General features: G+C 60.1%; 19 protein-coding genes. 10 read left to right on the forward strand and 9 right to left on the reverse strand.

What is annotated here, in order from left to right; genetic code table 11:
* Positions 1–58: 58 nt before the first annotated feature.
* The 3 genes from AB5Y67_RS18700 to AB5Y67_RS18710 all read right to left on the reverse strand — a co-directional run bounded on the left by AB5Y67_RS18700 (position 59) and on the right by AB5Y67_RS18710 (position 4,180).
* Positions 59–1,156 (reverse strand): extracellular solute-binding protein, encoded by a 1,098-nt coding sequence (locus tag AB5Y67_RS18700; RefSeq protein ID WP_080771396.1) that lies wholly within the window; start codon positions 1,154–1,156, stop codon positions 59–61.
* A 53-nt stretch (positions 1,157–1,209) separates the two neighbouring features.
* Positions 1,210–2,571, reverse strand: coding sequence for an aspartate aminotransferase family protein (locus AB5Y67_RS18705; RefSeq protein WP_199427783.1), 1,362 nt, complete (start codon positions 2,569–2,571; stop codon positions 1,210–1,212).
* A 277-nt stretch (positions 2,572–2,848) separates the two neighbouring features.
* Entirely contained in the window at positions 2,849–4,180 is a 1,332-nt protein-coding gene (locus tag AB5Y67_RS18710) for a glutamine synthetase family protein (protein WP_013723370.1), read from the reverse strand.
* A gap of 480 nt (positions 4,181–4,660) precedes the next feature.
* Here AB5Y67_RS18710 and AB5Y67_RS18715 point away from each other — a divergent pair, with 480 nt between their 5' ends.
* The 9 genes from AB5Y67_RS18715 (at position 4,661) to malZ (ending at position 12,936) form a co-directional block, all read left to right on the forward strand.
* On the forward strand, positions 4,661–5,047 hold the full coding sequence (locus AB5Y67_RS18715) for a TraR/DksA C4-type zinc finger protein (RefSeq protein ID WP_005356952.1): 387 nt from the start codon (positions 4,661–4,663) through the stop codon (positions 5,045–5,047).
* Between the two features lie 147 nt (positions 5,048–5,194).
* Complete coding sequence (locus AB5Y67_RS18720) at positions 5,195–6,052, forward strand: hypothetical protein (RefSeq protein ID WP_069555513.1); 858 nt, start codon at positions 5,195–5,197, stop codon at positions 6,050–6,052.
* A gap of 62 nt (positions 6,053–6,114) precedes the next feature.
* A complete protein-coding gene (locus tag AB5Y67_RS18725; protein WP_123172147.1) occupies positions 6,115–6,561 on the forward strand; it encodes a DUF962 domain-containing protein in 447 nt (148 codons plus the stop codon).
* A gap of 26 nt (positions 6,562–6,587) precedes the next feature.
* A complete protein-coding gene (locus AB5Y67_RS18730) occupies positions 6,588–7,082 on the forward strand; it encodes a CreA family protein (RefSeq protein WP_005355485.1) in 495 nt (164 codons plus the stop codon).
* 74 nt (positions 7,083–7,156) lie between these two features.
* Positions 7,157–8,146, forward strand: coding sequence for a 2-hydroxyacid dehydrogenase (locus tag AB5Y67_RS18735; RefSeq protein WP_005340720.1), 990 nt, complete (start codon positions 7,157–7,159; stop codon positions 8,144–8,146).
* A 92-nt stretch (positions 8,147–8,238) separates the two neighbouring features.
* Complete coding sequence (gene yegD, locus AB5Y67_RS18740; RefSeq protein ID WP_123172146.1) at positions 8,239–9,600, forward strand: molecular chaperone; 1,362 nt, start codon at positions 8,239–8,241, stop codon at positions 9,598–9,600.
* Positions 9,601–9,765: 165 nt separating this feature from the next.
* Positions 9,766–10,182 carry an META domain-containing protein gene (locus AB5Y67_RS18745; RefSeq protein WP_064339147.1) on the forward strand — a complete coding sequence of 139 codons (417 nt, stop codon included), beginning with the start codon at positions 9,766–9,768 and terminating at the stop codon, positions 10,180–10,182.
* A 70-nt stretch (positions 10,183–10,252) separates the two neighbouring features.
* Positions 10,253–11,101, forward strand: coding sequence for an HDOD domain-containing protein (locus AB5Y67_RS18750; protein WP_123172145.1), 849 nt, complete (start codon positions 10,253–10,255; stop codon positions 11,099–11,101).
* A gap of 5 nt (positions 11,102–11,106) precedes the next feature.
* Positions 11,107–12,936 (forward strand): maltodextrin glucosidase, encoded by a 1,830-nt coding sequence (gene malZ / locus AB5Y67_RS18755; RefSeq protein WP_123172144.1) that lies wholly within the window; start codon positions 11,107–11,109, stop codon positions 12,934–12,936.
* 99 nt (positions 12,937–13,035) lie between these two features.
* Here malZ and AB5Y67_RS18760 read toward each other — a convergent pair whose 3' ends face one another.
* Together AB5Y67_RS18760 and AB5Y67_RS18765 are read right to left on the reverse strand one after the other, a co-directional pair.
* Positions 13,036–13,569, reverse strand: a complete 534-nt coding sequence (locus AB5Y67_RS18760) for an ATP--cob(I)alamin adenosyltransferase (protein WP_075116198.1) — start codon at positions 13,567–13,569, stop codon at positions 13,036–13,038.
* Positions 13,570–13,663: 94 nt separating this feature from the next.
* Positions 13,664–14,812 carry a DUF5610 domain-containing protein gene (locus AB5Y67_RS18765; protein ID WP_123172143.1) on the reverse strand — a complete coding sequence of 383 codons (1,149 nt, stop codon included), beginning with the start codon at positions 14,810–14,812 and terminating at the stop codon, positions 13,664–13,666.
* Between the two features lie 170 nt (positions 14,813–14,982).
* Here AB5Y67_RS18765 and trmA point away from each other — a divergent pair, with 170 nt between their 5' ends.
* On the forward strand, positions 14,983–16,116 hold the full coding sequence (trmA, locus tag AB5Y67_RS18770; protein WP_042081769.1) for a tRNA (uridine(54)-C5)-methyltransferase TrmA: 1,134 nt from the start codon (positions 14,983–14,985) through the stop codon (positions 16,114–16,116).
* A gap of 74 nt (positions 16,117–16,190) precedes the next feature.
* Here trmA and AB5Y67_RS18775 read toward each other — a convergent pair whose 3' ends face one another.
* The 4 genes from AB5Y67_RS18775 to mglB are packed head-to-tail and all read right to left on the reverse strand — an operon-like array spanning position 16,191 to position 21,563.
* Positions 16,191–17,924 carry a methyl-accepting chemotaxis protein gene (locus AB5Y67_RS18775; protein ID WP_325794110.1) on the reverse strand — a complete coding sequence of 578 codons (1,734 nt, stop codon included), beginning with the start codon at positions 17,922–17,924 and terminating at the stop codon, positions 16,191–16,193.
* Between the two features lie 51 nt (positions 17,925–17,975).
* Positions 17,976–18,986, reverse strand: coding sequence for a galactose/methyl galactoside ABC transporter permease MglC (mglC, locus tag AB5Y67_RS18780; RefSeq protein WP_005342585.1), 1,011 nt, complete (start codon positions 18,984–18,986; stop codon positions 17,976–17,978).
* A gap of 16 nt (positions 18,987–19,002) precedes the next feature.
* On the reverse strand, positions 19,003–20,523 hold the full coding sequence (gene mglA, locus AB5Y67_RS18785) for a galactose/methyl galactoside ABC transporter ATP-binding protein MglA (RefSeq protein WP_033136359.1): 1,521 nt from the start codon (positions 20,521–20,523) through the stop codon (positions 19,003–19,005).
* A 53-nt stretch (positions 20,524–20,576) separates the two neighbouring features.
* Positions 20,577–21,563 carry a galactose/glucose ABC transporter substrate-binding protein MglB gene (gene mglB / locus AB5Y67_RS18790; protein ID WP_005340747.1) on the reverse strand — a complete coding sequence of 329 codons (987 nt, stop codon included), beginning with the start codon at positions 21,561–21,563 and terminating at the stop codon, positions 20,577–20,579.
* Positions 21,564–21,739: the final 176 nt, after the last annotated feature.

Raw genomic sequence — 21,739 nt, forward strand, 5'->3', positions numbered from 1 at the left:
GATGGATGGCATCACTACCCTCCCGGCCGAACTGCGGACCGGGAGGGGCATTCGTTACTTACTTGCCGGACTTGATCTTGGTCCAGCTGCGGGTCATCAGACGCTGCACCTTGGCCGGCAGATCCGGGAAGGTGTAGATCTTCTGCAGGGTCGCCGCATCGGGGTAGATACCCGGATCGGTGCGGATCGCCTCATCCACCAGCGGGGTCGCCGCCTTGTTGCCGTTCGGGAACTGCACCACGTTGGTGATATTGGCGATCACCTCCGGCTTCATCAGGTAGTTGATGAAGGTGTGGGCCGCCTCGACGTTCTTGGCATCCGCCGGAATGGCGATCATGTCAAAGAAGCTGCCTGCCCCCTCTTTCGGAATGGTGTAGGTGAGCGCGATGCCATTCTTGGCCTCGGCTGCCCGCGCCTTGGACTGCTGCAAGTCACCGGAGTAACCGACTGCGACGCAGAGGTTGCCGTTGGCCAGATCCGAGATGTACTTGGAGGAGTGGAAATAGGCGGTATAGGGACGGATGGAGAGGAACAGCTCCTCAGCCTTCTTCAGCTCGGCCGGTTTCTGGCTATCCGGTTTGAAGCCCAGATATTGCAGGGCAGCCGGCAGCATTTCGGTCGGGGAATCGAGGAAGGAGACGCCACACTCTTTCAACTTGGCCATGTTCTCCGGCTTGAACACCAGATCCCAGGAGTTGACCGGGGCATCGGCCCCCAGCACGGCTTTCACCTTCTCGGCGTTGTAGGCATATCCGATGGTGCCCCACAGATAGGGGATGGAGTACTGGTTGCCCGGATCGCTCGGCTCGAGCGCCTTGAGCAGGTCGACATCCATGTTTTGCCAGTTGGAGAGCTTGGACTTGTCCAGTTTCTGGAACACGCCCGCCTTAATCTGCTTGGCCAGGAAGGGGTTGGATGGCACCACGATGTCGTAGCCCGAGCTACCCGCCAGCAACTTGGCTTCCAGTACCTCGTTACTGTCGAACACGTCATAGACCACCTTGATCCCCGTCTCCTTCTGGAAGTTATCCAGGGTATCCGGCGCTATGTAGTCGCTCCAGTTGTAGACGTGCAGCACCTTCTCTTCAGCCATTGCTCCGGCACTTGCCATGACCAGAGCCACAGAGGCAGCGATCACTCCTGTTTTGAAAGACATCATCCTTGTCTCCTAAGCAAATTGTATGCGCATGCCAACCTGCCCGACCCACCTCAACCCTTCAGCTTTGCGGCTGTCAGATCCAGACTGCGCCTGGCCAGATCGACCAATTCATCAACCTGTTCCTCGGTGATGACCAAGGGGGGCGATATGATCATGGTATCGCCTACCGCCCTCATCACCAAGCCATTGTTAAAGCAGAACTCCCGGCAAGTCATCCCCGCATTTGCCTGAGCCGGAAAACGCCGGTTGGTCTGCTTGTCCTCAACGATTTCCAGCGCGGCGACCAATCCTTTGCCTCGGGTTTCTCCCACCAGCGGATGATCGGCCAGCTCCGCCCAGCGGCGCTGCAAATAGGGGCCGATAGTATCATGCACTCGCTTAACTATGCTCTCATTCTGCATAAGCTGGATATTGGCCACCGCCACGGCGCAAGAGACCGGATGACCCGAGTAGGTGAAGCCGTGGTTGAACTCGCCCCCCTCCTCCACCAGCCCCTTGGCAACCCGGTCGCTCACCATCACTGCGCCGAGCGGCAGATAACCGGAGGTGATCCCCTTGGCCAGACACATCAGGTCCGGCTTGATGCCAAACCCTTCGCTGGCAAACCAGTGGCCGGTGCGGCCAAAGCCGCAGATCACCTCGTCGGCGATCAGCAGGATGCCGTAGTGATCGCAGATGCGCTGGATCTCTGGCCAGTAGCTGTCGGGCGGAATGATGACGCCGCCCGCCCCCTGGATCGGCTCGCCGATAAAGGCAGCCACCTTGTCCACCCCCAGCTCCAGAATCTTCTGCTCCAGCTGGCGAGCCCGCTCCAGCCCGAACTCGTGGGCACTCATCCCCTGCCCCTCACCGAAGTGGTAGGGCTGATCGATGTGCACTATGCCGGGAATGGGCAGTCCGCCCTGGGCATGCATCCCCTTCATGCCGCCCAGACTCGCCCCCGCCACGGTGGAGCCGTGATAGGCGTTATGGCGACTGATGATCACCTGTTTGTCAGGCAGACCCTTGCTGGCCCAGTAGTGGCGCACCATCCGCAGCACGGTATCGTTGCACTCGGAGCCGGAGCCGGTGAAGAAGACGTGGTTGAGATGGGCTGGCGTCACCTCGGCCAGCAGGGTCGCCAGCTCGATCACCGGCGGGTGAGCGGTCTGGAAGAAGAGGTTGTAGTAGGGCAACTGCTGCATCTGGCGGGTAGCGGCATCCACCAGCTCCTGGCGGCCATAGCCCATATTGACGCACCACAGGCCCGCCATGCCGTCGAGAATGCGTTTGCCCTCGGAGTCTTCCAGATAGACACCGCTGGCTTTGGTAATGATGCGCGAGCCCTTCTTGTTCAGGGCCTGAAAGTCGGTAAAGGGGTGCAGGTGGTGGCTGGCATCCAGTTGTTGCCACTCACGGGTTGTCTGCTGCATTTGTTGCTCCTCGGTTCCTTCGATTTAGCAATATTCAGTCGTCAAATAGTCAGGTGCGTTGGCACGTTTGCAGCCACAGTCACTCACGGCGTGTCTGCTGCATTCGTTACTCCCCTGCGCCTTCGATTTGGCAAGATTCAATCGTTAATCAATCCAGGTCGCAGCGCTCTTTCGGCCACAACCACTCACAGGTGGCATGCCGCCACCTGACTTGCGTTCAGGTCTCTTCGATACAGGGATCGGGGAGGCCGACTCCGACCTCCCCGTTACAGGGGGATCAGACGTTCAGCAGCAGGAACTCCCGCTCCCAGCGACTGATCACCCCGAAGTAGGTCTCGTACTCTTTGCGTTTGACCGCGACGAAGGCGCGGGTGAAGCGCTCACCCAGCATCTCCTTGATGGGCTCGCACTGTTCGAGATGGCTGAGTGCCTCCTCCAGCGAGCGGGGCAGGCTGTAGGGCAGGTCATAGGCGCTCGACTTCATCTCCGGCAGCGGCTCCAGCTTCTCCATCATGCCGAGATAGCCACAGGCCAGAGTGGCGGCCAGCGCCAGATAGGGGTTGGCATCGGCACCGGCGAAGCGGTTCTCCACCCGCCGTGCGCTCGGGTCGGAGAAGGGCACCCGCAGGCCGCAGGTGCGGTTCTCTACGCCCCACTGGACGTTGCGCGGCGCGCTCTCGCCAAAGGTGAGGCGGCGGTAGGAGTTGACGTTGGGGGCCAGCAGGGCGGTCACCGCCGGGGTGTATTTCTGCAAACCGGCAATGAAGTGCATGAACTGTTCGCTGTTGCCGCCATTCGGGGTACCGAACAGGTTGTGGCCGTTCACATCTTCCAGACTCTGGTGGATGTGCATGGCCGACCCCGGTTCGTCGCTCATCGGCTTGGCCATAAAGGTGGCATAGATGCCGTGGCGGTGAGCGGCCTCACGCATTGTGCGCTTGAACAGGAACACCTGATCCGCCAGATCGATGGCATCACCATGCAGGAAGTTGATCTCCATCTGGGCGGCGCCCGACTCGTGGATCAGGGTATCCACCTCCAGCTCCTGCGCCTCGCAGTAGTCATACATGTCTTCAAAAATGGGGTCGAACTCGTTGACCGCATCGATACTGAACGATTGGCGGGCGGTCTCAGGGCGGCCGTTGCGACCGACCGGCGGCACCAACGGATAGTCGGGGTCTTCGTTGCGGGTGACCAGATAGAATTCCAGCTCGGGCGCCACCACCGGCTTCCAGCCCTGCTTCTCATAAAATGACAGAACCCGACGCAGCACGGAGCGCGGCGCGATGTCGATCAGCTTGCCGTTGACGTCGAAACAGTCGTGGATCACCTGTGCAGTGGGCTCCAGCGCCCAGGGGACAAAACGGATGGTGTTGGGGTCGGGATAGAGCTGCATGTCCCGCTCCAGCGGGTCGATCATGCTGTCGTCATCCGGATATTCGCCGGTCACCGTCTGGGTGAAAATCACCTCGGGCAGACGCATGCCCCCTTCACGCAAAAACTTGTTGGCTGGGATGATCTTGCCCCGGGCGTTGCCGGTGAAATCCGGGAACAGGCACTCCACCTCCGTGATGCGATTGCTCTCCATCCAGCCTTTGATACTGTCCATGTTAAACCCCGACTTTACGGTTGCCATTGGCAAGGGTGTCTAATATATGGAACACCCTTGTTATAAAATTGTAATCAACATCACCATAAAAGCCCGCCATTAAGGGCAATGTCAAGCGGGCGTGTTTAAAAAACTATAAATAACGGCGCATATAATGACCAAGGCGGCACCAAATACTAAACACTTAAATCCGTACGAAACCCACCCTTCTCATCGTTGCAAAGGCGATGCCAACAGAGGGTGAAGCAGGCGCCAGATCCCGACCAATCCCCCGCAGGAACGGACCATTTTTTTGCAAGGGCGCACAATCCTTATCCTATTTGCTTTGCTTGGCTGCATTTTTTTGGTACAAGGCCCGCCCTGATTTGCACTCTCTTGCATGAAACAGGTGCAAATCGGGATACAAGGGCTTGGTCTGTAGGCAGACAGCCCCCATAAACAGGGATAATTGGGTTAGTAAACTGACTGGTAGTTAATCGTATGTGTGATTTCATGACTGAAGACCAACTGGCCTTTTACAAGGGGCAGATCGAGCGACAGATCGTCGAGCTCGAAGAGCGCCTGAACTCCCAGGCCAGCCAGGCCATCGCCACCGACACCAACGAGATGGCTGATGAAATTGACCGTGCCAGTATCGAGGAAGCCCGCCGTCTGGAGCTGAACCGCATCGAGCACGACAAGCTGCACCTGCGCAAGCTGCGGGGCGCATTGAAGCGCATCAGCGAAGGGGATTTTGGTTACTGCGAATCTTGCGGTGACGAGATCTCCCTCAAGCGGCTGCATGCCCGTCCGGAATCCCGTTTCTGCGTCGAATGCCAGAGCACCAAGGAATTTAACGATACCCACGTGTTCCGTCGCGTCGCCTGATTCTTCGAAGAACCGTCACCATTCTGGTGCAACAGACGCCAGCAAGGCAGGGCCCTGCGCTCAAACCTTGCACAACGCCTCGCAGCAAGATGGTGACAAGTTCTGTTAGACTCCGGACACCTTCCGGAATCTACAGGAGAACAGAGAGTGAAATGGCTCATCAAGCTGTGTTTGTGCCTGCCACTGCTGGCACAAGCACAGGTTCTGACGGTCAAGGTCCCCAGCCGTCCCGTCAACAATCTTGACCAGGAGTACCAGTACAAGCTGCTGGAACTGGCCCTGACCCGCTCCGGGCAACCCTTTCGCATCCAGCCTGTCGAACTCGACCTCAACCAGTTCACCCTCCAGCAGCAGCTGAGCAAGGGCAAGACCATCAACGTCTTCTGGATGGGCACCTCCAGCGAGCTCGAATCCTCCCTGATTGCCGTCCCCATTCCGCTGTTTCGCGGGCTGGAAGGATTGCGGCTGTCCTTCATCCACGCGGATGCCCAAGAGAAGTTCAACCAGATCAATACCCTGGCCGACCTCAAACAGCTGAAGGCGGCGCAAGGGGTCGGTTGGGCCGATAACAAAATTCTGGAAAATGCGGGCATCCCGACCTTCTCCGGCCGATACAGCAGCCTGTTTCGCCTTATCAACGATGGCGACAAGATCGACTTCTTCCCGCGCGCCCTGGTGGAGATCTTCGCCGAGCGCAGCGAGCTGGTGGCGCAGTATCCCAACCTCGCTATCGAGCAGCATCTGCTGATCCGCTACCCCTTCGCCCAGTTCTTCTTCGTCAGCCCCGAATACCCCAAGCTGGCCAAGGCGATTCAGACCGGGCTGGAGCGGGCCTATGCCGATGGCAGTTTTATGAAGTTCTTCAATGACAACCCCAAGATCCGCGAAGCGCTCGCCAGCGCCAACCTCGATCAGCGGGTCACCATCGCCCTGCCCAATCCGGATATGACCCCGTTGCTAAAATCCATTCCAGCCCAATATTGGGAGTATCCACCGCAGGGATAAGCATCCCGAGCGCCTGACCACGAAGGTCAGGCTGCGAGAACACAGTGCGCCAGGGAGGTGCCATGAAGGGAATCCAGGAGTGGTTTGCGGAGTATGGCCAGAGTCATCGCCATCCGGTCAACGTCGCCATCCACAAGCTGGCGGTGCCGGGCATCTATCTCTGCTCGCTGGCGCTGCTCTGGTGTCTGCCACACGGGCCCTTGCCAGAGCCACTCAACTGGGCGGCAGTGGCAGCCATTCCGGTGCTGCTGTTCTATCTGCAGCTGTCGTTTTCGCTGTTCGCGGGGATGGCCGGGCTGACCGCACTGGGACTGTGGATCTGCCACCAATGGCAGGGGCCGCTGTTGTGGCCGGCCGTGGCAGCGTTCGTGCTGCTCTGGATAGCCCAGTTTGTCGGCCACAAGATCGAGGGCAAACGCCCCTCCTTCCTCGCTGACCTGCAATTTCTGCTGATAGGCCCCGCCTGGGTGCTTGCCAGCCTCTATCGTCGCCTGGGCATTCCCTATTGAGGAGTGCCAGGCCAACAGGAGAGACCATGACACATAACCACACGCGACATAATGCCCTGCGCCGCGCCCTGCCCCTGCTGCTGGGGGCCCTGTTTGCCGGCCCGGCGCTGGCCGACAAGGCCGACCCGGTCGGTGAAGTGAGCACTGCCTTCAAGCTGTTTGGCCCCAACCACAAGATCCTGGTGGAGGCGTTCGACGACCCGCGCATCGACGGCGTCGCCTGCTATCTGGCGCGCCCCAAGACAGGTGGCGTCAAAGGCGGGCTGGGCCTGGCGGAAGATCCCTCCCACGCCTCCCTGTCGTGCCACCAGATCGGCCCCATCACCCTGCCCGAAAAGCTGAAGGCGGGGGAAGAGGTGTTCGATGTCAGCACCTCGCTGGTGTTCAAGGAGCAGAAAGTGGTGCGTTTTTACGACAAAAAACGCAATGCACTGGTTTACCTGACCTACAGCACCAAACTGGTGGATGGTTCGTACAAGAGTGCAGTCAGCGCCGTTCCCATTATGCCGTGGGGACAATAACCAGCCAGTTTGTCCGGTGATAGCTGACCCATTTTGTTGTAATTTGACGACACACACGCTGCGGAGCACATACCATGAAAGTCGCCGTATTCAGTACCAAGAGCTATGACAAAGAGCATTTCAACCAGGCCAACAGCCAGTACGGCTTCGACCTGGAGTTTTTCGATGTGCGGCTGGAGGCCAAAACGGCCCGACTGGCTCACGGCTTCCCGGTGGTGTGTCTGTTCGTCAATGACGATGCTGACCGCGAGGTATTGACCGAACTGGCTGCCAACGGCACCCAGGTGATCGCCCTGCGCTGCGCCGGTTACAACAACGTGGATCTGGCCGCTGCCAAAGAGCTGGGGCTGAAAGTGGTACGAGTGCCCGCCTACTCCCCCGAGGCGACCGCCGAGCATGCTGTCGGCATGATGATGTGCCTCAACCGCCGCATCCATAAGGCTTATCAGCGCACCCGCGACGCCAACTTCTCGCTGGAAGGGCTGGTCGGCTTCAACATGCATGGCAAGACCGTTGGCGTCATCGGCACCGGCAAGATCGGTCTGGCCGCCCTGCGCATCCTCAAGGGCTTCGGGGTTCGCCTGCTGGTCAACGATCCTTACCAGAATCCGGCAGCCATCGAGCTGGGTGCCGAGTACGTTGATCTCGATACCTTGTTCCGCCAGTCCGACATCATCAGCCTGCACTGCCCGCTGTTCAAAGAGAACTACCACCTGTTGAACAAGGAGGCGTTCGCCAAGATGAAGGACGGGGTGATGATCATCAACACCAGCCGTGGCGGCCTGCTCGACTCCAATGCCGCCATCGAGGCGCTCAAGACTTCCCGCATTGGCGCGCTGGGGCTGGACGTCTACGAAGAGGAAGAGGATCTCTTCTTCTCCGACAAGTCCAACGAAGTGATCACTGATGACGTGTTCCGCCGCCTGTCTGCCTGCCACAACGTGCTGTTCACCGGCCATCAGGCGTTCCTGACCCGCGAGGCGCTGCACGCCATCGCCGATACCACCCTCGGCAATATCCGCGCCATCGAGAGCCAGGGCCGCTGCGACAACGAAGTGGAATAAGGGCTCGCCCTCTCTTCGTCACGCGCCGGGTTGTGAGACCCGGCGCCTTCGGGTAGGCTAGCCCCCCTTTTTTATTCAGGAGTCTGGCGCCCATGTTTATCGGATTTGATTACGGCACCTCCAACTGTGCCGTGGCCGTGATGGAACAAGGTAGCCCCAGGCTGCTGAATCTTGGCGCATCCCGCTATCTCCCCTCCACCCTGCATGCCCCCCACCGGGATGCCATCGCCGGTCTGTTGGCCGAAGGGCTGGCCCCCGCCCAGCAGGCGGAGTACCTCAAGCTGCGTGGCCCCGTGGTCACCCGCGCCCAGACGGTTCGTCGCCAGATGCGCGAAGAGGGACTGATCGACGAGCTGAGCTTCGGCGGTGCCGCGCTGGAGCGCTATCTGGAAGAGCCAGACGATGGCTACTACATCAAATCGCCGAAATCCTTCCTCGGCGCCTATGGCCTCAAGGCTCCCCAGATCGCCCTGTTTGAAGACATCGTCTGCGCCATGATGCTCCATGTCCGCCAGCAGGCGGAGCAGCAGCTCGGCGCCCCGATCCGCCAGGCGGTGATCGGCCGTCCGGTCAACTTCCAGGGTCTGGCGGGGGAAGAGAGTAACCAGCAAGCTATCGCCATCCTGACCGAGGCGGCCCGTCTGGCCGGTTTCGAGCAGGTGGAGTTCCTCTATGAGCCGGTGGCCGCCGGGTTTGAATTCGAGGCGCGCCTCACCGAAGACGCCGTGGTGCTGGTGGTGGATATCGGTGGCGGTACCACCGACTGCTCCATGCTGCGGATGGGCCCCGGCTACCGAGATCAGCTGGATCGCAGCGGCGATCTGCTCGGCCACAGCGGCCAGAGGATCGGCGGCAACGACTTCGACATCCGCCTGACGGTGGAGGGGATGATGCCGCTGCTCGGCATGCACGAGACCCTCAAGACCGGCAAGCCGCTGCCCCACCCGCTGTTCTGGGATGCGGCCGCCATCAACGACGTCAGCGCCCAGAGCCGCTTCTACAGCCTCGACACCGCCCGCCAGCTGCAGGATCTGCAGCTCGACAGCCAGCCCGGCAGCAAGCTGGGGCGTCTGGCCAGCCTGCGGGCCCACAAGCTGAGCCACCAGCTGGTGTGGCGTGCCGAGCAGGGCAAGATCGCCCTCTCGGAGCAGGAACTCAATCGCCAGTCGCTGGCCGAGCTGGAAAAAGGGCTGGAAGCGGAACTGACCCGCGAACAGCTGGCCAACGCCTCGGCCCTGCTGCTGGAGAAGATTGGCGAGCTGATGGACGAAGCGATTGCCGCCGCCGGTGTGCAGCCGGATCGCATCTTCGTCACCGGCGGTAGCGCCCGCTCGCCGCTGATCGCCAGCTTTATCCGCCAGAAGCTCCCGTCCATCCCGCTTGAGGGGGGGGATGACTTCGGCTCGGTGGCCGCGGGTCTTGCCCGTTATGCCGATCGGCTGTTCGCCAACTGATCCCTGAGATAGCGTAAATTGATGGCAACATCACCCGTGTGTTGCCATTAAGCGACAGTCGTGCGGGGCAAGGGGCGACAAAAGCGGTCGGTCGTCCCCTCTCCCGCCCTGCTCCCGACTGCCCAAAAAGGGTATTCTTGACGCTCCCCCAACCGGAGCCCCCTCATGCCCAGATTGCCCTTTTTGCTGATCCCCCTGTTACTGCTCGCTGGCTGCAGCTCGACCGCCTTTGTTCAGCAAGATCTGCAACACCACCACTGGGTACTGAGCAAACTGGATGGCCAACCGATCGAGGCCCCCCGCGACAATCCCCCCGATTTCGAGATCGGCGAGCACTTCACCGTCAACGGCATCGCCGGTTGCAACCGCTACTTCGGTCAGGGCCATCTGGAAGATGACAAACTGTGGGTCACCAGTCTGGGCAGCACCGAAATGGCCTGCATGCCACCGCTCGACACTATCGAACAGGCTGTACTGACCACCCTTACCGAGGGGGCGACCCTGAGCGGCACCAGTCAGAACCTGATCCTGCAGGGCAAACAGCACCGTTTGGAATACACCTTGCGCGACTGGGTGTTCTAGCGCTCACAAAGCCGCATCACAAACAGGAACATGTTGTCCGGCTGTGGCACAATATGAGGCAGAGTTCGCAATGGAGGCTGCCTCAGCCATGTCGATGGATCGCCTGTTTGACAAGATCAAACAACTCCCCACTATTCCCAAGCTGCTGCATGAGTTGATGCAGAGCTTCAACGACGAGAATGCCCGCATCGACGAGATTGCGGCCAAGATCGCCATGGATCAGGTGATCAGCGTCAAAGTGCTGCGGATGGCCAACTCGGCCGCCCTGCGCCGGGGCAACGAAGTGACCTCCATCGAACAGGCGGTGATCCGGCTCGGCTTCAACCGGCTGCGTTCCGTGGTGGTCGCCTCCGGCATCATCGGCACCTTCAAGGCCCCGCCCAGCTTCGACAAGAACAAGTTCTGGACCGAGACCTTCCAGGTCGCCACCATCGCCAAAACCCTGGCCCAGGAGGCCAAGGTGATGGATCCCGAGACCGCCTTCACCTGCGCCCTGATCCACAACATCGGCGAGCTGCTTATTCAAAGCACCTTGCCGGAAGAGGCCGAGCTCATCAACATGGCGCTCCAGAACGGCAGCAGCCGGGTCGAGGCCCAGCGGGAGATGCTGGGCTACGACTATGCCCAGCTCGGTGCCGAGCTGGCGCGACGCTGGAACCTCTCCGAGGCCTTCGTCGATGCCATCTCCCAACAGCTTGACCCGCTCTCCCACGATCCGGTCAGCAAGGAGGCGGTGCTAATCCGCCTCGCCGTGTTTATCTCCTTCGCCTGGAACGCGGGCGTGCCTGCCCAGGCCATCATCGCCCGCTTCCCCAAACCGCTTGCCGATCAGCTGGGACTGGATCCCAAGTCGCTGGCAGGCCAGCTCGAAACATTGCACGAACAGGGTAATGCCCTCGCCGATCTTCTGACTCAATAAGCATCATGACCCATCCGTTTCTGTTTCATCCCCAGGTGGCGCCCTGGTTCAAAGAGAGCGCCGACGCACTGCAATTGACTCTTTTTAGCGAGCTGGATGCGCCGATCCGCGAGGTGTGGCTGCGCCACGAGCCGGATAACGAGGAGTACCTGATCCCGATGACGGCGGTCTCCACCCGCGATCGGCTGCAGGTGTGGCAGACGACCCTGCCGCTCATCAAGGGACAGGATATCCACCTCTACAGCTTCAAGTGCCTCACCGACGAAGAGCAGTGGTGGCTGCACGGGGCGGGCGTCAGCGCGTCCATGCCGCCACGGGAGCAACATTTTCGCTTCAACAGCCTGCACCAGCCACCGGCCTGGGTGCAGGATCAGGTGTTCTATCAGATCTTCCCCGACCGCTTCTGCAACGGCGATCCATCGCTGAGCGTCAAGCATCACGAGTACGAGTACCGTGGCAAGGCGGTGATCAGCAAAGCGTGGGGCGAGCCGGTCAGTCGTCATGAAGAGGGCCATGGCGCCTGCGAATTTTACGGCGGCGATCTGGCGGGCATCGATGCCAAGCTGCACTATCTGCAATCTCTCGGAGTGACGGCGCTCTACCTCAACCCCATCTTCGATTCGCCGAGCAACCACAAGTACGACACCCAGGACTACTTCAAGGTGGACGCCCACCTCGGCAGCAACGAGCAGTTCGCCGAGCTGACCCGCAACCTGCACCAGCGCGGCATGAAGATCATCCTCGATGCGGTGGTAAACCACACCTCTACCGAGCACCCCTGGTTCTGCCCGCCACTGGGAGCCCAGAGCAACCCGGACTCCCCGTGGCGCAGCTTCTACACCTTTGACCAAGAAGGGGATTACGTCAGCTGGAAGGGCATTCGCAGCCTGCCCAAGCTCGACTTCTCCTGCGAGAAGGTGCAGGACGCCGTCTATCGCGCCGATGACGCCATCCTGCGCTACTGGATGCGTGCCCCCTACCAGATCGACGGCTGGCGCTTCGACGTCATCCACATGCTGGGCGAGCGCGGCACCGCCGAGGGCAATCGCAGTCACGTGCGCGCCATTCGCGGGGCAGTGAAGCAGGAGAACCCGGACGCCTATGTGCTCGGCGAACACTTCTTCGAGGCGAGCCAGTGGCTGCAAGGGGATCAGGAGGATGGCGCCATGAACTACTATGGCTTCGCCCACCCGGTCCGCGCCTTCCTGGCGGGGCAGGACATCGCCTACCACCCCATCAAGATCAGCGCCGAAGAGCTGGATCGCTGGCTCAAGCTGGCGCGGGCCCATATCCCGTTCAAGAACCAGCTGGCCCAGTTCAACCTGCTGGACAGCCACGATACCGCCCGTTTCCTCCACCTGCTGGGAGAGGACAAACAGCGGATGCAGCTGGCCGCCACTCTGCTGCTCACCTATATCGGTGTGCCCTCCATCTACTACGGCGATGAAGTGGGGCTCTCCGGCGGCAACGACCCGGACTGCCGCCGCTGCTTCCCGTGGGATACCACAGACTGGGATCATGTGCTGCACGACCACTATCGCCGGCTGATCCAGATCCGCCGCCAGCGCCCCTCCCTGCGCCGTGGCGATATCCAGACCCTCTACGCCGGGCCCCACAGCTATGTGTTCGCCCGTACCCTGCAAAGCGATCAGGTGGTAGTGGCCTGCAACCGCCATCCGAGCGAGCCGCGCACCATCAGCCTGCCTCTGTGGCAGACCGCCAGCCCCGCCAGCCGCTTCACCGACGCCTTCAACGGTGAGAAGTTTGAAGTGGTGCAGGGCGAGGTACAGCTCACCATCCCCGCCAACTCGGCGAGGGTGCTGATCTCCAGCTGAGCGGGCAACTGACGCGCTGAAAAACAAAACCGGAGCCCAAGGCTCCGGTTTTTTATTCCGTTCAATCCACCATGACGTTTGACTCTTTGCCTGCCGCCATCAGTAGTTGATGCTGACGTAGGGCACTTCCGGCACCTGCCAGCGCTGCTTGAGGTAGACGGTGAGCACGAAGAAGAAGTTGGCCAGCAGGTTGGCGAAGCGATAGAGAATGGGATCGAAGGCCACCCCGCTCTCTTCCAGCCGGACCAGCAGCCGCACCACCTTCTTGCTGCCGCAACGGCACAGATGGAGGGTGGGGATGGGCTGCGGCCCCTGTGGCAGCACGAAACCGGTGACGCTGCCGCGACTCGCCTCGTTGTAGTGGTCGTAACGGGCCTTGAGCCACTCAAGATCTGCATCGAAGATCCCCAGCTTGCCGCGTACCGAGCCGTTTAGGTTGTAGATAAGTCGCTGCAACGCCGCGAGATCCGCCAGCATGGGCTCGGTATCGGCATCCGGCGCAAGGCGTGACAGCACGGCCCCAACCTGACAACAGAGCTCGTCGGTGGCGATTTCAAAATCACACTTGAGCGAGGTTTCGAAGATAAAGGGGTAGCAGAGCTCGCGCTTGTCTCTTGGCTTCTTGGGGTTCATGGGGCAACCGGATTGGAGAAAAGGCCAGTTTGCCAGCCCCGGGAAGGGCTGGCAAACGGCCGGTCAGGAGTTAATCAATCCCGATGGCAAGCACTCAGGCACTCTTGCCGCTGCTGGCAGGGTCTGTCGCGGGCTGGAACTGGCTCAGCATCCGCAATGCCTGCAGCATGCGTTCGTTGAAGCTGGTGAAGCTGCTGACCTGCGCCGGGTCAGTCTGACCACGCGCAGCCAGCACGGCCGGGGTCAGCGCCTGTTGCTGGGATGGTGGCAGCAGGCTATCCGCCTGTTTCTGCACCTGATCCAGCTTCGGCAGATAGTCGGCAAACGGCTTGATCAGATCCTGCAGGGAGTGCGCCCCCTGATAGGTCTGGCTCAGCTTGACGCTCTGTTTGAGCTTGAGGGAGTAGGAAGCCAGCTGGCTGTCATCCAGTTTCAATTCGCTTGCCTTGTCCAGCAGATCCTCGAAGTTGCCGGAGAAGAAGTTCCCCGCCAGCTCGTCGATCCCCTTGACCAGCTTGCCGATGGACTCCATCTCGTCGCTGCTGAGATCCCCCTCCAGCGAGAAGCTGAAGCTCTGGCTCGATTTGAGGCTGAACTGGCTGCCGCTCTCGCTGCTCTGGGACTTGGTCTGCCAGCTATCGTTGAAGCGCAGCACCACCTTGTCGCCATCCTTGGTCTGGATCTCCAGATACCCCTGCTGGCGGCTGGCCATCTCGGCTTGTCCCATGTCGGTCGGAGAAACCTTGCCGAAGAACTCCTTCTCGAACTCCTCGAGCCCTTTCTGGATCAGCTTGTAGCTCTGATCGATACCGGTTTTGATATCGTCGTTGTCAGTCGCCCACTTGCCGAGCTGCTTCTTCGCCTCGTCAAAACCCTTGTCGACCCCCTTGCGGGCCTGCTCCATCATCCCGGTCAGGTCGTCGTCGGATTTGCCATCGGCCCGCGCGGCACCGAGCCGTCCGGTCACGAACTGCAGCACGTTGTCCGCCACCGACTGGAAGTCGAACAAGGTCTCCGGGGTGATCTCCTCAGGTGCTTTCACCTTAGGAGCCTGATAGCCCTGGCCGTTGATCTCCAGCGAGAACTGCAATGCCTGCTGGATCAGCACCTGCGCCCACTTGGGCGGCTTGTGCAAGGAGACCTCCTCCTCGCTCTTGACCTGTTTCTGCTCCGCCTGTTGGGGCGATTTGGGAGAAACACCCACTCCCTTGGGTTGGGCTGCGCCCACGCCTTCGATCTGCATAATGTGTCCTCCCACCATGCCTGTAGATCAGCTATCGGCCTGACTGAACACTTCTTGACCACAAAATGCTGGACAATCTGCGGCTGGCTTTTAAAATCGGGCCCCTTTGGGTGGCCTGTTGCCTTCCCCCGATTTCGACCCGGCCCGGCCGGTGTGCATGTGAGGTATTTATGACCCAATCCCAACAGCCTTCCGCGAACGCTCCGGCGCCTAGAACCGCGGCCGACTATCAGGCCCAACTCGACGAAAAGCGCGCTCGCCTCACCGAGCTGTTTGCCGGCTTCACCCTCCCGGCGCTGGAAGTGCACAGCTCACCGGCGGAGTACTACCGGATGCGCGCCGAATTTCGCATCTGGCACGAAGGGGATGACCTCTTCCACTGCATGTATGCCCCGGCGACCAAAGAGATCATCAAGATAGACCACTTCCCCACCGCCAGCCGCCTCATCAACCAGTTGATGCCGCTGCTGCTGGAGGGGCTGCGCCCACACCCGGTGCTGCGCCGCAAGCTGTTCCAGATCGACTACCTCTCCACCCAGTCCGGCCAGATCATTGTCAGCCTGCTCTATCACCGCAAGCTGGAGGCCGAATGGCAACAAGCCGCCGAAGTGCTGCAGGCCGATCTGCGCGCCAAGGGGTTCGAGCTGCAATTGATTGGCCGCGCCCACAAGCAGAAGATCTGTCTGGGGGATGACTTCGTCATCGAACAGCTCAACGTGGCGGGTCGCCAGCTCATCTACAAGCAGGTGGAGAACAGCTTCACCCAGCCCAACGCCGCCATCAACGAGCAGATGCTGGCCTGGGCGCTGGATGTGACCAAGGGGAGCGAAGGGGACCTGCTGGAGCTCTATTGCGGCAACGGCAACTTCTCCATCGCGCTGGCGCAGAACTTCCGCAAGGTGCTGGCCACCGAGATCGCCAAGCCGAGCGTCGACTCCGCCCAGTTCAACATCGCAGCCAACGGCGTCGACAACCTGATCATCCTGCGCATGTCGGCCGAGGAGTTCACCATGGCGATGCGTGGCGAGCGAGAGTTCAACCGCCTCAAGGGGGTCGATCTCAAAAGCTACCAGTGCAACACAATCTTCGTCGACCCGCCCCGCGCCGGTCTCGACGATGCCACCGTCAAGCTGGTGCAGGAGTACGACAACATCCTCTACATCTCCTGCAACCCAGAAACCCTGCAGGCCAACATGGCGGTACTGGGCGAGACCCACGAGATCGCCCGTTTCGCCCTGTTCGACCAGTTCCCCTGGACCCATCACATGGAAGCCGGGGTCTATCTGCGCCGCAAAGCCGGTTGATTCAGGCAGACAGGAAAACAACAACAAACAACAGGGCCGGATGGCCCTGTTTTGTTATTGACTGAACACCGGCCTCACTCCAGCCGGAAGTGACCCACGATCTCCCGCAGCCGGTCGTAGGTCTGCTGCATCGCCGCAGAGCTGGCGACCGTCGCTTCGCCATTGTGGGTCAGCTGGCGGATCACTTCAGCGATGGCGCTCATGTTGCGATTGATCTCTTCGGCCACCGCGCTCTGCTGCTCCGCCGCCGTGGCGATATGGCTGATGAGATCGTTGATCTCCACCACTTCTCCGGCCATCAGATCCAGCGACTCGTTGACCCTGGTAGTGTTCTCGGCCGCCCCCTGACAGCTCTGCTTGGTGTTGCCCATGGCCTCCACCACAGTTCGGGTGCCGCGCTGCAGGCTGGCCAGCATGGTCTGGATCTCGGCTGTGCTCTGCTGGGTGCGGGCCGCGAGGGAACGCACCTCGTCCGCCACCACCGCAAAGCCACGCCCCTGTTCACCAGCGCGGGCCGCCTCGATGGCGGCGTTGAGGGCCAGCAGGTTGGTCTGTTCGGCAATGCTGCCGATCACCCCCAGCACAGAGCCAATCTGCTGCACATCCTGCTGCATCGCCTCGATGGAGCGGGCAGTGGCTTCCACTTCGTCCACCAGCGCCATCACGCTGGCCATGGCCTGATCCACCACCTGACGGGACTGGCTCGCCAGTTGCTGGCTCTGGCCGGTGAGCCGGGCGGTGCTGGCCGCACTCTCGGAGACGGAGACCGCGGTGCGGCTCATCTCGTTGATGGCGGTCACCACCTGCTCGGTCTCGCGTACATGATCCGCCAGCAGGGACTGGGCGGCGCCGGTCTGGCTGGCCAACCCCTCGATGCCGCTGTTGAGCTGGCCGCTCGCCTGCCGCACCTCCCCCATCATCTCCTGCAACCGCTCGATAAAGCGGTTGATGCCGGCCGAGATCTGGCCCAGGTCATCCTTGCTGGTCACCGCCAGTCGGCGGGTGAGATCGCCGCTGCCGCGAGAGAGCTCCAGCACCAGATCCCGCAGCGAGAGGATGGGGCGATATGCCACATTGAGCGCCAGCATCGCCAGCACCATCACCACGATCGCCACGCCGCACAGCGCCATGATGATCTGGCCGTTGAGGGCCCGGGTCATGGCCCGGATGTAGTCAAGATCGATGTAGCCGGTCAGCGTCCAGCTGCTGCCGCGAATATCCAGCTGGTTGGGGCGCGATTCGCTCTCCCCCTGCGGCTTGCTGTCATAGAGGCTGTTGCCCTGACTGTCGGCCAGCGTGAAGTAGCGGCCATCGCCACTCATCTTCTCCAGCAGGCTCTTGAACTCGCTCATGTCGAGGTAGTAGAGATAGGCGGAATCGGCACCGCGCGGCACCAGAATGGTGATGACCGGCTTGCCATCCACCTGTTGCAGCGGGCTGACGGTGATCTGGTTGTTGGCGGCGGGGATCAGCTTGCGCAGGGCATCGACTTTGGCGCTGTCGTTGATGACCCCGTTCACATCGAAGGCCATGTCGCCGATCACCTTGACGATGTTGTGAAAGCCGGTCTCTTGCAGGATCTTCTTGACGTTGGTCACCCCGAAGTTGAGGTTGGCGGCCAACAGGATCTTCTGATTGATGTCGCTGGCCAGCTTCTCTTTGACCAGAGTGATCTGCTCGGTGATGTTGTGGGTGGCCTGAGTGCGAATGTAGCCACTGATGAAGTGATTCACGCTGAGTCCGGCGGTGCCGATGGTGACCAGAATGGCCAGTAGCAGCAAGAGGTAAATCTTGACCTTGAATGGCATGGGTTCCCTCCAGAAGAGAGGGCTGGCAACGCCAACCCTCCCTGCCAATCGTTATTTCTTCTTGGCGTACTTCATGGAGTCCAGGGCCACCGCCAGAATGATGATGCCGCCCTTGATGATGAACTGCCAGTAAGGGCTGACGCCGATATAGGTCAAGCCATAGTTGATCAGGGTGAAGATAAGTACGCCGGTGATCACACCCGCGACCGTTCCCACCCCGCCAGCAAACGACACGCCGCCCACCACGCACGCCGCAATGGCATCCAGCTCGTACATGAAGCCGAGGTTGTTGGTGGCGCTACCGATCCGGCCCGCTTCCAGCATGCCGCCGAAGGCGTAGAAGACCCCCGCCAGCGCATAGATCATCACCAGATTGACCGCCACGTTGACGCCGGAGACCTTGGCCGCCTCGGGGTTGCCGCCGATGGCGAAGATGTTCTTGCCAAAACGGGTCTTGTTCCACAGCACCCAGACGAACACGCTGGCGATGGCCGCATAGAAGGTGAGATAGGAGAGCTTGAATCCTCCTATCCGGATAAAGCCCTGCGCGAAACTGGAGAAGCGGGGATCAAACCCGGCCACCGGCGAGGCCCCTACCGAGTCAAAGTAGAGGGAGTTGATACCGTAAACGATGATCATGGTGCCCAGGGTGGTAATGAACGGGGTGACGTTCAGGTAGGCCACAATGAGACCGTTGACCAGACCAATCAGCGCCCCCACCACACACACCAGCAGGATCACCGCAGGAATGGGCACCTCCCCCAGCGTCGGGAACACCTTGTTGACGTTGGTCAGCGCCTGCAACATGGTTGCCGCGATGAGTGCCGCCAGACCGACCTGACGACCGGCCGAGAGATCCGTCCCCTGAGTGATGATGATGCCCGCCACCCCCAGCGCTATGATGACCCGCACCGAGGACTGGGTCAGGATGTTGCTGAAGTTGGTGAGGCTCAGGAAGGAGGGCTCCTGGATCACGATGACCATGAGCAGCACCAGCAGCACCAGATAGATGGCGTTTTCCTTGAGCGCCTGCATCAGATTGAAATTTTTAGCCGACTCCATAAATGTCTTCCTGTCTCTAGAGGTACAGAGATGCCAGGCGCAGTATCTCGCTCTGGTCAGTTTCTTTGGTATTGACGATCCCGGCGACCCGGCCATTACTCATCACCATGATCCGGTCGGTGATCCCCAGCAATTCCGGCATCTCTGACGAGATGATGATGATCCCCTTGTCCTTCTTCGCCAGCTCCAGGATGAGCTGGTAGATCTCGAACTTGGCCCCGACGTCGATGCCGCGGGTAGGCTCGTCGAGCATCAGGATCTCCGGCTGGGTCAGCAGCCAGCGGCCGATAATCACCTTCTGCTGGTTGCCCCCGGAGAGGGAACCTATCTGGGTCTGCTGGGTCGGCGTCTTGACCCGCATGGAGTCGATCACCCACTGGGTATCGCTCTTCATCTTGTTGTCGCTGAGCAGCCCCATGGAGCCTTTGTAGCTGTCCATGTTGGCGATCAGGGAGTTGAAGGCGATATCGAGCCGCGAGTAGATGCCGGTGGAGCGGCGCTCTTCCGTCACCAGCGCAAAGCCGTTGCGGATCGCTTCGTGGGCGTTGTGGTTGGCCACCTCTTTGCCGTGCAGCTTGATGCTGCCCTGGCTGCGATCGCGAATGCCGAACAGAGTCTCGACGATGTCGGTGCGCTTGGCCCCCACCAATCCGGCAATGCCGAGGATCTCCCCCTTGTGCAGGTTGAAGGTCACATCCTGAATGGAGGGCTGGTTCTTCGCCGTCAGGTGTTCGATCTCGAGGATCACCTCTTTCGGCTGGTTGGTTTTTTCAGGGAAGCGCTGGGTCAGTTCACGGCCGACCATCATGCCGATGATCTGATCCATGGTCATGCCCTTGAGCGGCTGGGTTGCCACCCACTGGCCATCCCGCAATATGGTGATCTCGTCACAGAGCTGGAAGATCTCCTCCATCTTGTGAGAGATGTAGACGATGCCGCACCCCTTATCCTTCAACTTGTTGATGATCTTGAAGAGGTGATTCACCTCTTTCTCGGTCAGCGAGGAGGTGGGTTCGTCCATGATGACGATCTTGGCATCGTAGGAGAACGCCTTGGCGATCTCGATCATCTGCATCTGGGAGACCGACAGGGTCGCGACCTTCACCTTGGGGTCGATGTCGATATCCAGCTCATCGAAGATGCGCTTGGTGTCGTCATACATCTTGCCGTGGTCGATAAACCACCCCTTGGTGGGGTAGCGGCCGAGCCACATGTTGTCCATCACGGTACGCTGCAGCACCAGGTTGAGCTCCTGATGCACCATGGAGACGCCATTTTCCAGCGCCTCTTTGGAGGAGGTGAAGTTGATCTCCTGCCCCTTGAAGAAGATCTTGCCCTGATCCTTCTCGTAAATGCCGAACAGGCACTTGAGCAGTGTGGATTTTCCCGCTCCGTTCTCGCCCATCAACGCATGCACAGAATGAGGACGGACCCGTAAATTGACATTATCGAGTGCCTTGACGCCGGGAAAGCTCTTACTGACGTCAATCATCTCCAACAGCCATTCTGATTGTTGCTGTGTTGTCATATCAGCCATCACATCTGGTTGAAAAAAGGGCAAGGGGATCTCCCTTGCCCTGGAGGAGGGAATTACTCGAATTGGGACAGGTTGTCTTTATCCACACCGACGTAGGCAACACGCACAACCTTGTCGACGATATTCCACTTGGTGCCTTCACCGGCCGGTTTGCCTTCAGCCAGGTTCTTGGTCAGCTCGAAGGTGGCTTTAGCCTGGTTGGCCGCATCGTTCAGCACGGTACCTGCCATGGCACCGCTCTTGACCATGGCCAGCGCTTCCGGCAGCGCATCGACGCCGAATACCGGAATGGCAGTCTTGCCCTGAGCTTTCAGCGACTCGACCGCACCCATTGCCATGCCGTCGTTGTTGGCGATGACCACTTCGATCTTGTTGGCGTTGGGGCCGGAGATCCAGGCATCCATCTTGTCTTTCGCCATCGCGGTATCCCACATACCGGTATCCATGTGCAGTTGCTCGGTCTTGACGCCGCCATCGTTCAGGGTCTTGACCACGTAGGAGGTACGCGCTTCGGCATCCGGGTGGCCCGGCTCCCCTTTCAGCAGTACGAACTGGATCACGCCATCCTTGTTCAGATCCCACTCCGGATGGGCTTTCCAGTGTTTGGCAATCAGCTGACCCTGGATGATCCCTGACTCCTTGGAGTCGGTACCCACGTAGTAGGCCTTGTCGTAGCTGGCCAGATCGGTAGCGCTCGGCTCCTTGTTGTAGAAGACCACCGGGATATCTTCGCCACGGGCTTTCTCAATCACCACCGGGGCCGCAGCCGGGTCAACCAGGTTGATGGCCAGCGCCTTCACCCCTTTGGCCAGCAGCACATCGATCTGGTCGTTCTGCTTGGACTGGTCGTTCTGGGAGTCGTTCATCAGCAGTTCCACCCCCGGAGTGGCTGCCGCCTCCTTCTCGATGGCCTTGCGCACGACCGCCATGAAGTTGTCGTCGTATTTGTAGACGGTTACCCCGATACGGGTGTCAGCCTGGGCATTGGCTCCAGCCATCATGCCCATCAGCAGGGCGGCAACTGTGGTCAGTTTTTTCATTATGTGTGCTCCGATGTGTCTATCTGTGTTGTAGGGTGGCGAGCAATTGAGCAAGCGCCAATCAATGTAATCAGTTTGTTGTCATTTCTTCTGTGATCATGACGACAAAATGAAAACGTTTACACTCTGTTACATTGAAACTTTATATTTATTTTTCAAATACATATAACTAAAAA

The organism is Aeromonas sp. s12 (assembly GCF_040907925.1).
GTDB classification, from domain to species: Bacteria; Pseudomonadota; Gammaproteobacteria; order Enterobacterales; family Aeromonadaceae; genus Aeromonas; species Aeromonas veronii.

Coding starts and splice junctions, on each gene's coding strand:
- AB5Y67_RS18700 (WP_080771396.1), bottom strand. CDS start 1,156: ATGTCTTTCAAAACAGGAGTGATCGCTGCCTCTGTGGCTCTGGTCATG.
- AB5Y67_RS18705 (WP_199427783.1), bottom strand. CDS start 2,571: ATGCAGCAGACAACCCGTGAGTGGCAACAACTGGATGCCAGCCACCAC.
- AB5Y67_RS18710 (WP_013723370.1), bottom strand. CDS start 4,180: ATGGACAGTATCAAAGGCTGGATGGAGAGCAATCGCATCACGGAGGTG.
- AB5Y67_RS18715 (WP_005356952.1), top strand. CDS start 4,661: ATGTGTGATTTCATGACTGAAGACCAACTGGCCTTTTACAAGGGGCAG.
- AB5Y67_RS18725 (WP_123172147.1), top strand. CDS start 6,115: ATGAAGGGAATCCAGGAGTGGTTTGCGGAGTATGGCCAGAGTCATCGC.
- AB5Y67_RS18730 (WP_005355485.1), top strand. CDS start 6,588: ATGACACATAACCACACGCGACATAATGCCCTGCGCCGCGCCCTGCCC.
- AB5Y67_RS18735 (WP_005340720.1), top strand. CDS start 7,157: ATGAAAGTCGCCGTATTCAGTACCAAGAGCTATGACAAAGAGCATTTC.
- yegD (WP_123172146.1), top strand. CDS start 8,239: ATGTTTATCGGATTTGATTACGGCACCTCCAACTGTGCCGTGGCCGTG.
- AB5Y67_RS18745 (WP_064339147.1), top strand. CDS start 9,766: ATGCCCAGATTGCCCTTTTTGCTGATCCCCCTGTTACTGCTCGCTGGC.
- AB5Y67_RS18750 (WP_123172145.1), top strand. CDS start 10,253: ATGGAGGCTGCCTCAGCCATGTCGATGGATCGCCTGTTTGACAAGATC.
- malZ (WP_123172144.1), top strand. CDS start 11,107: ATGACCCATCCGTTTCTGTTTCATCCCCAGGTGGCGCCCTGGTTCAAA.
- AB5Y67_RS18760 (WP_075116198.1), bottom strand. CDS start 13,569: ATGAACCCCAAGAAGCCAAGAGACAAGCGCGAGCTCTGCTACCCCTTT.
- AB5Y67_RS18765 (WP_123172143.1), bottom strand. CDS start 14,812: ATGCAGATCGAAGGCGTGGGCGCAGCCCAACCCAAGGGAGTGGGTGTT.
- trmA (WP_042081769.1), top strand. CDS start 14,983: ATGACCCAATCCCAACAGCCTTCCGCGAACGCTCCGGCGCCTAGAACC.
- AB5Y67_RS18775 (WP_325794110.1), bottom strand. CDS start 17,924: ATGCCATTCAAGGTCAAGATTTACCTCTTGCTGCTACTGGCCATTCTG.
- mglC (WP_005342585.1), bottom strand. CDS start 18,986: ATGGAGTCGGCTAAAAATTTCAATCTGATGCAGGCGCTCAAGGAAAAC.
- mglA (WP_033136359.1), bottom strand. CDS start 20,523: ATGGCTGATATGACAACACAGCAACAATCAGAATGGCTGTTGGAGATG.
- mglB (WP_005340747.1), bottom strand. CDS start 21,563: ATGAAAAAACTGACCACAGTTGCCGCCCTGCTGATGGGCATGATGGCT.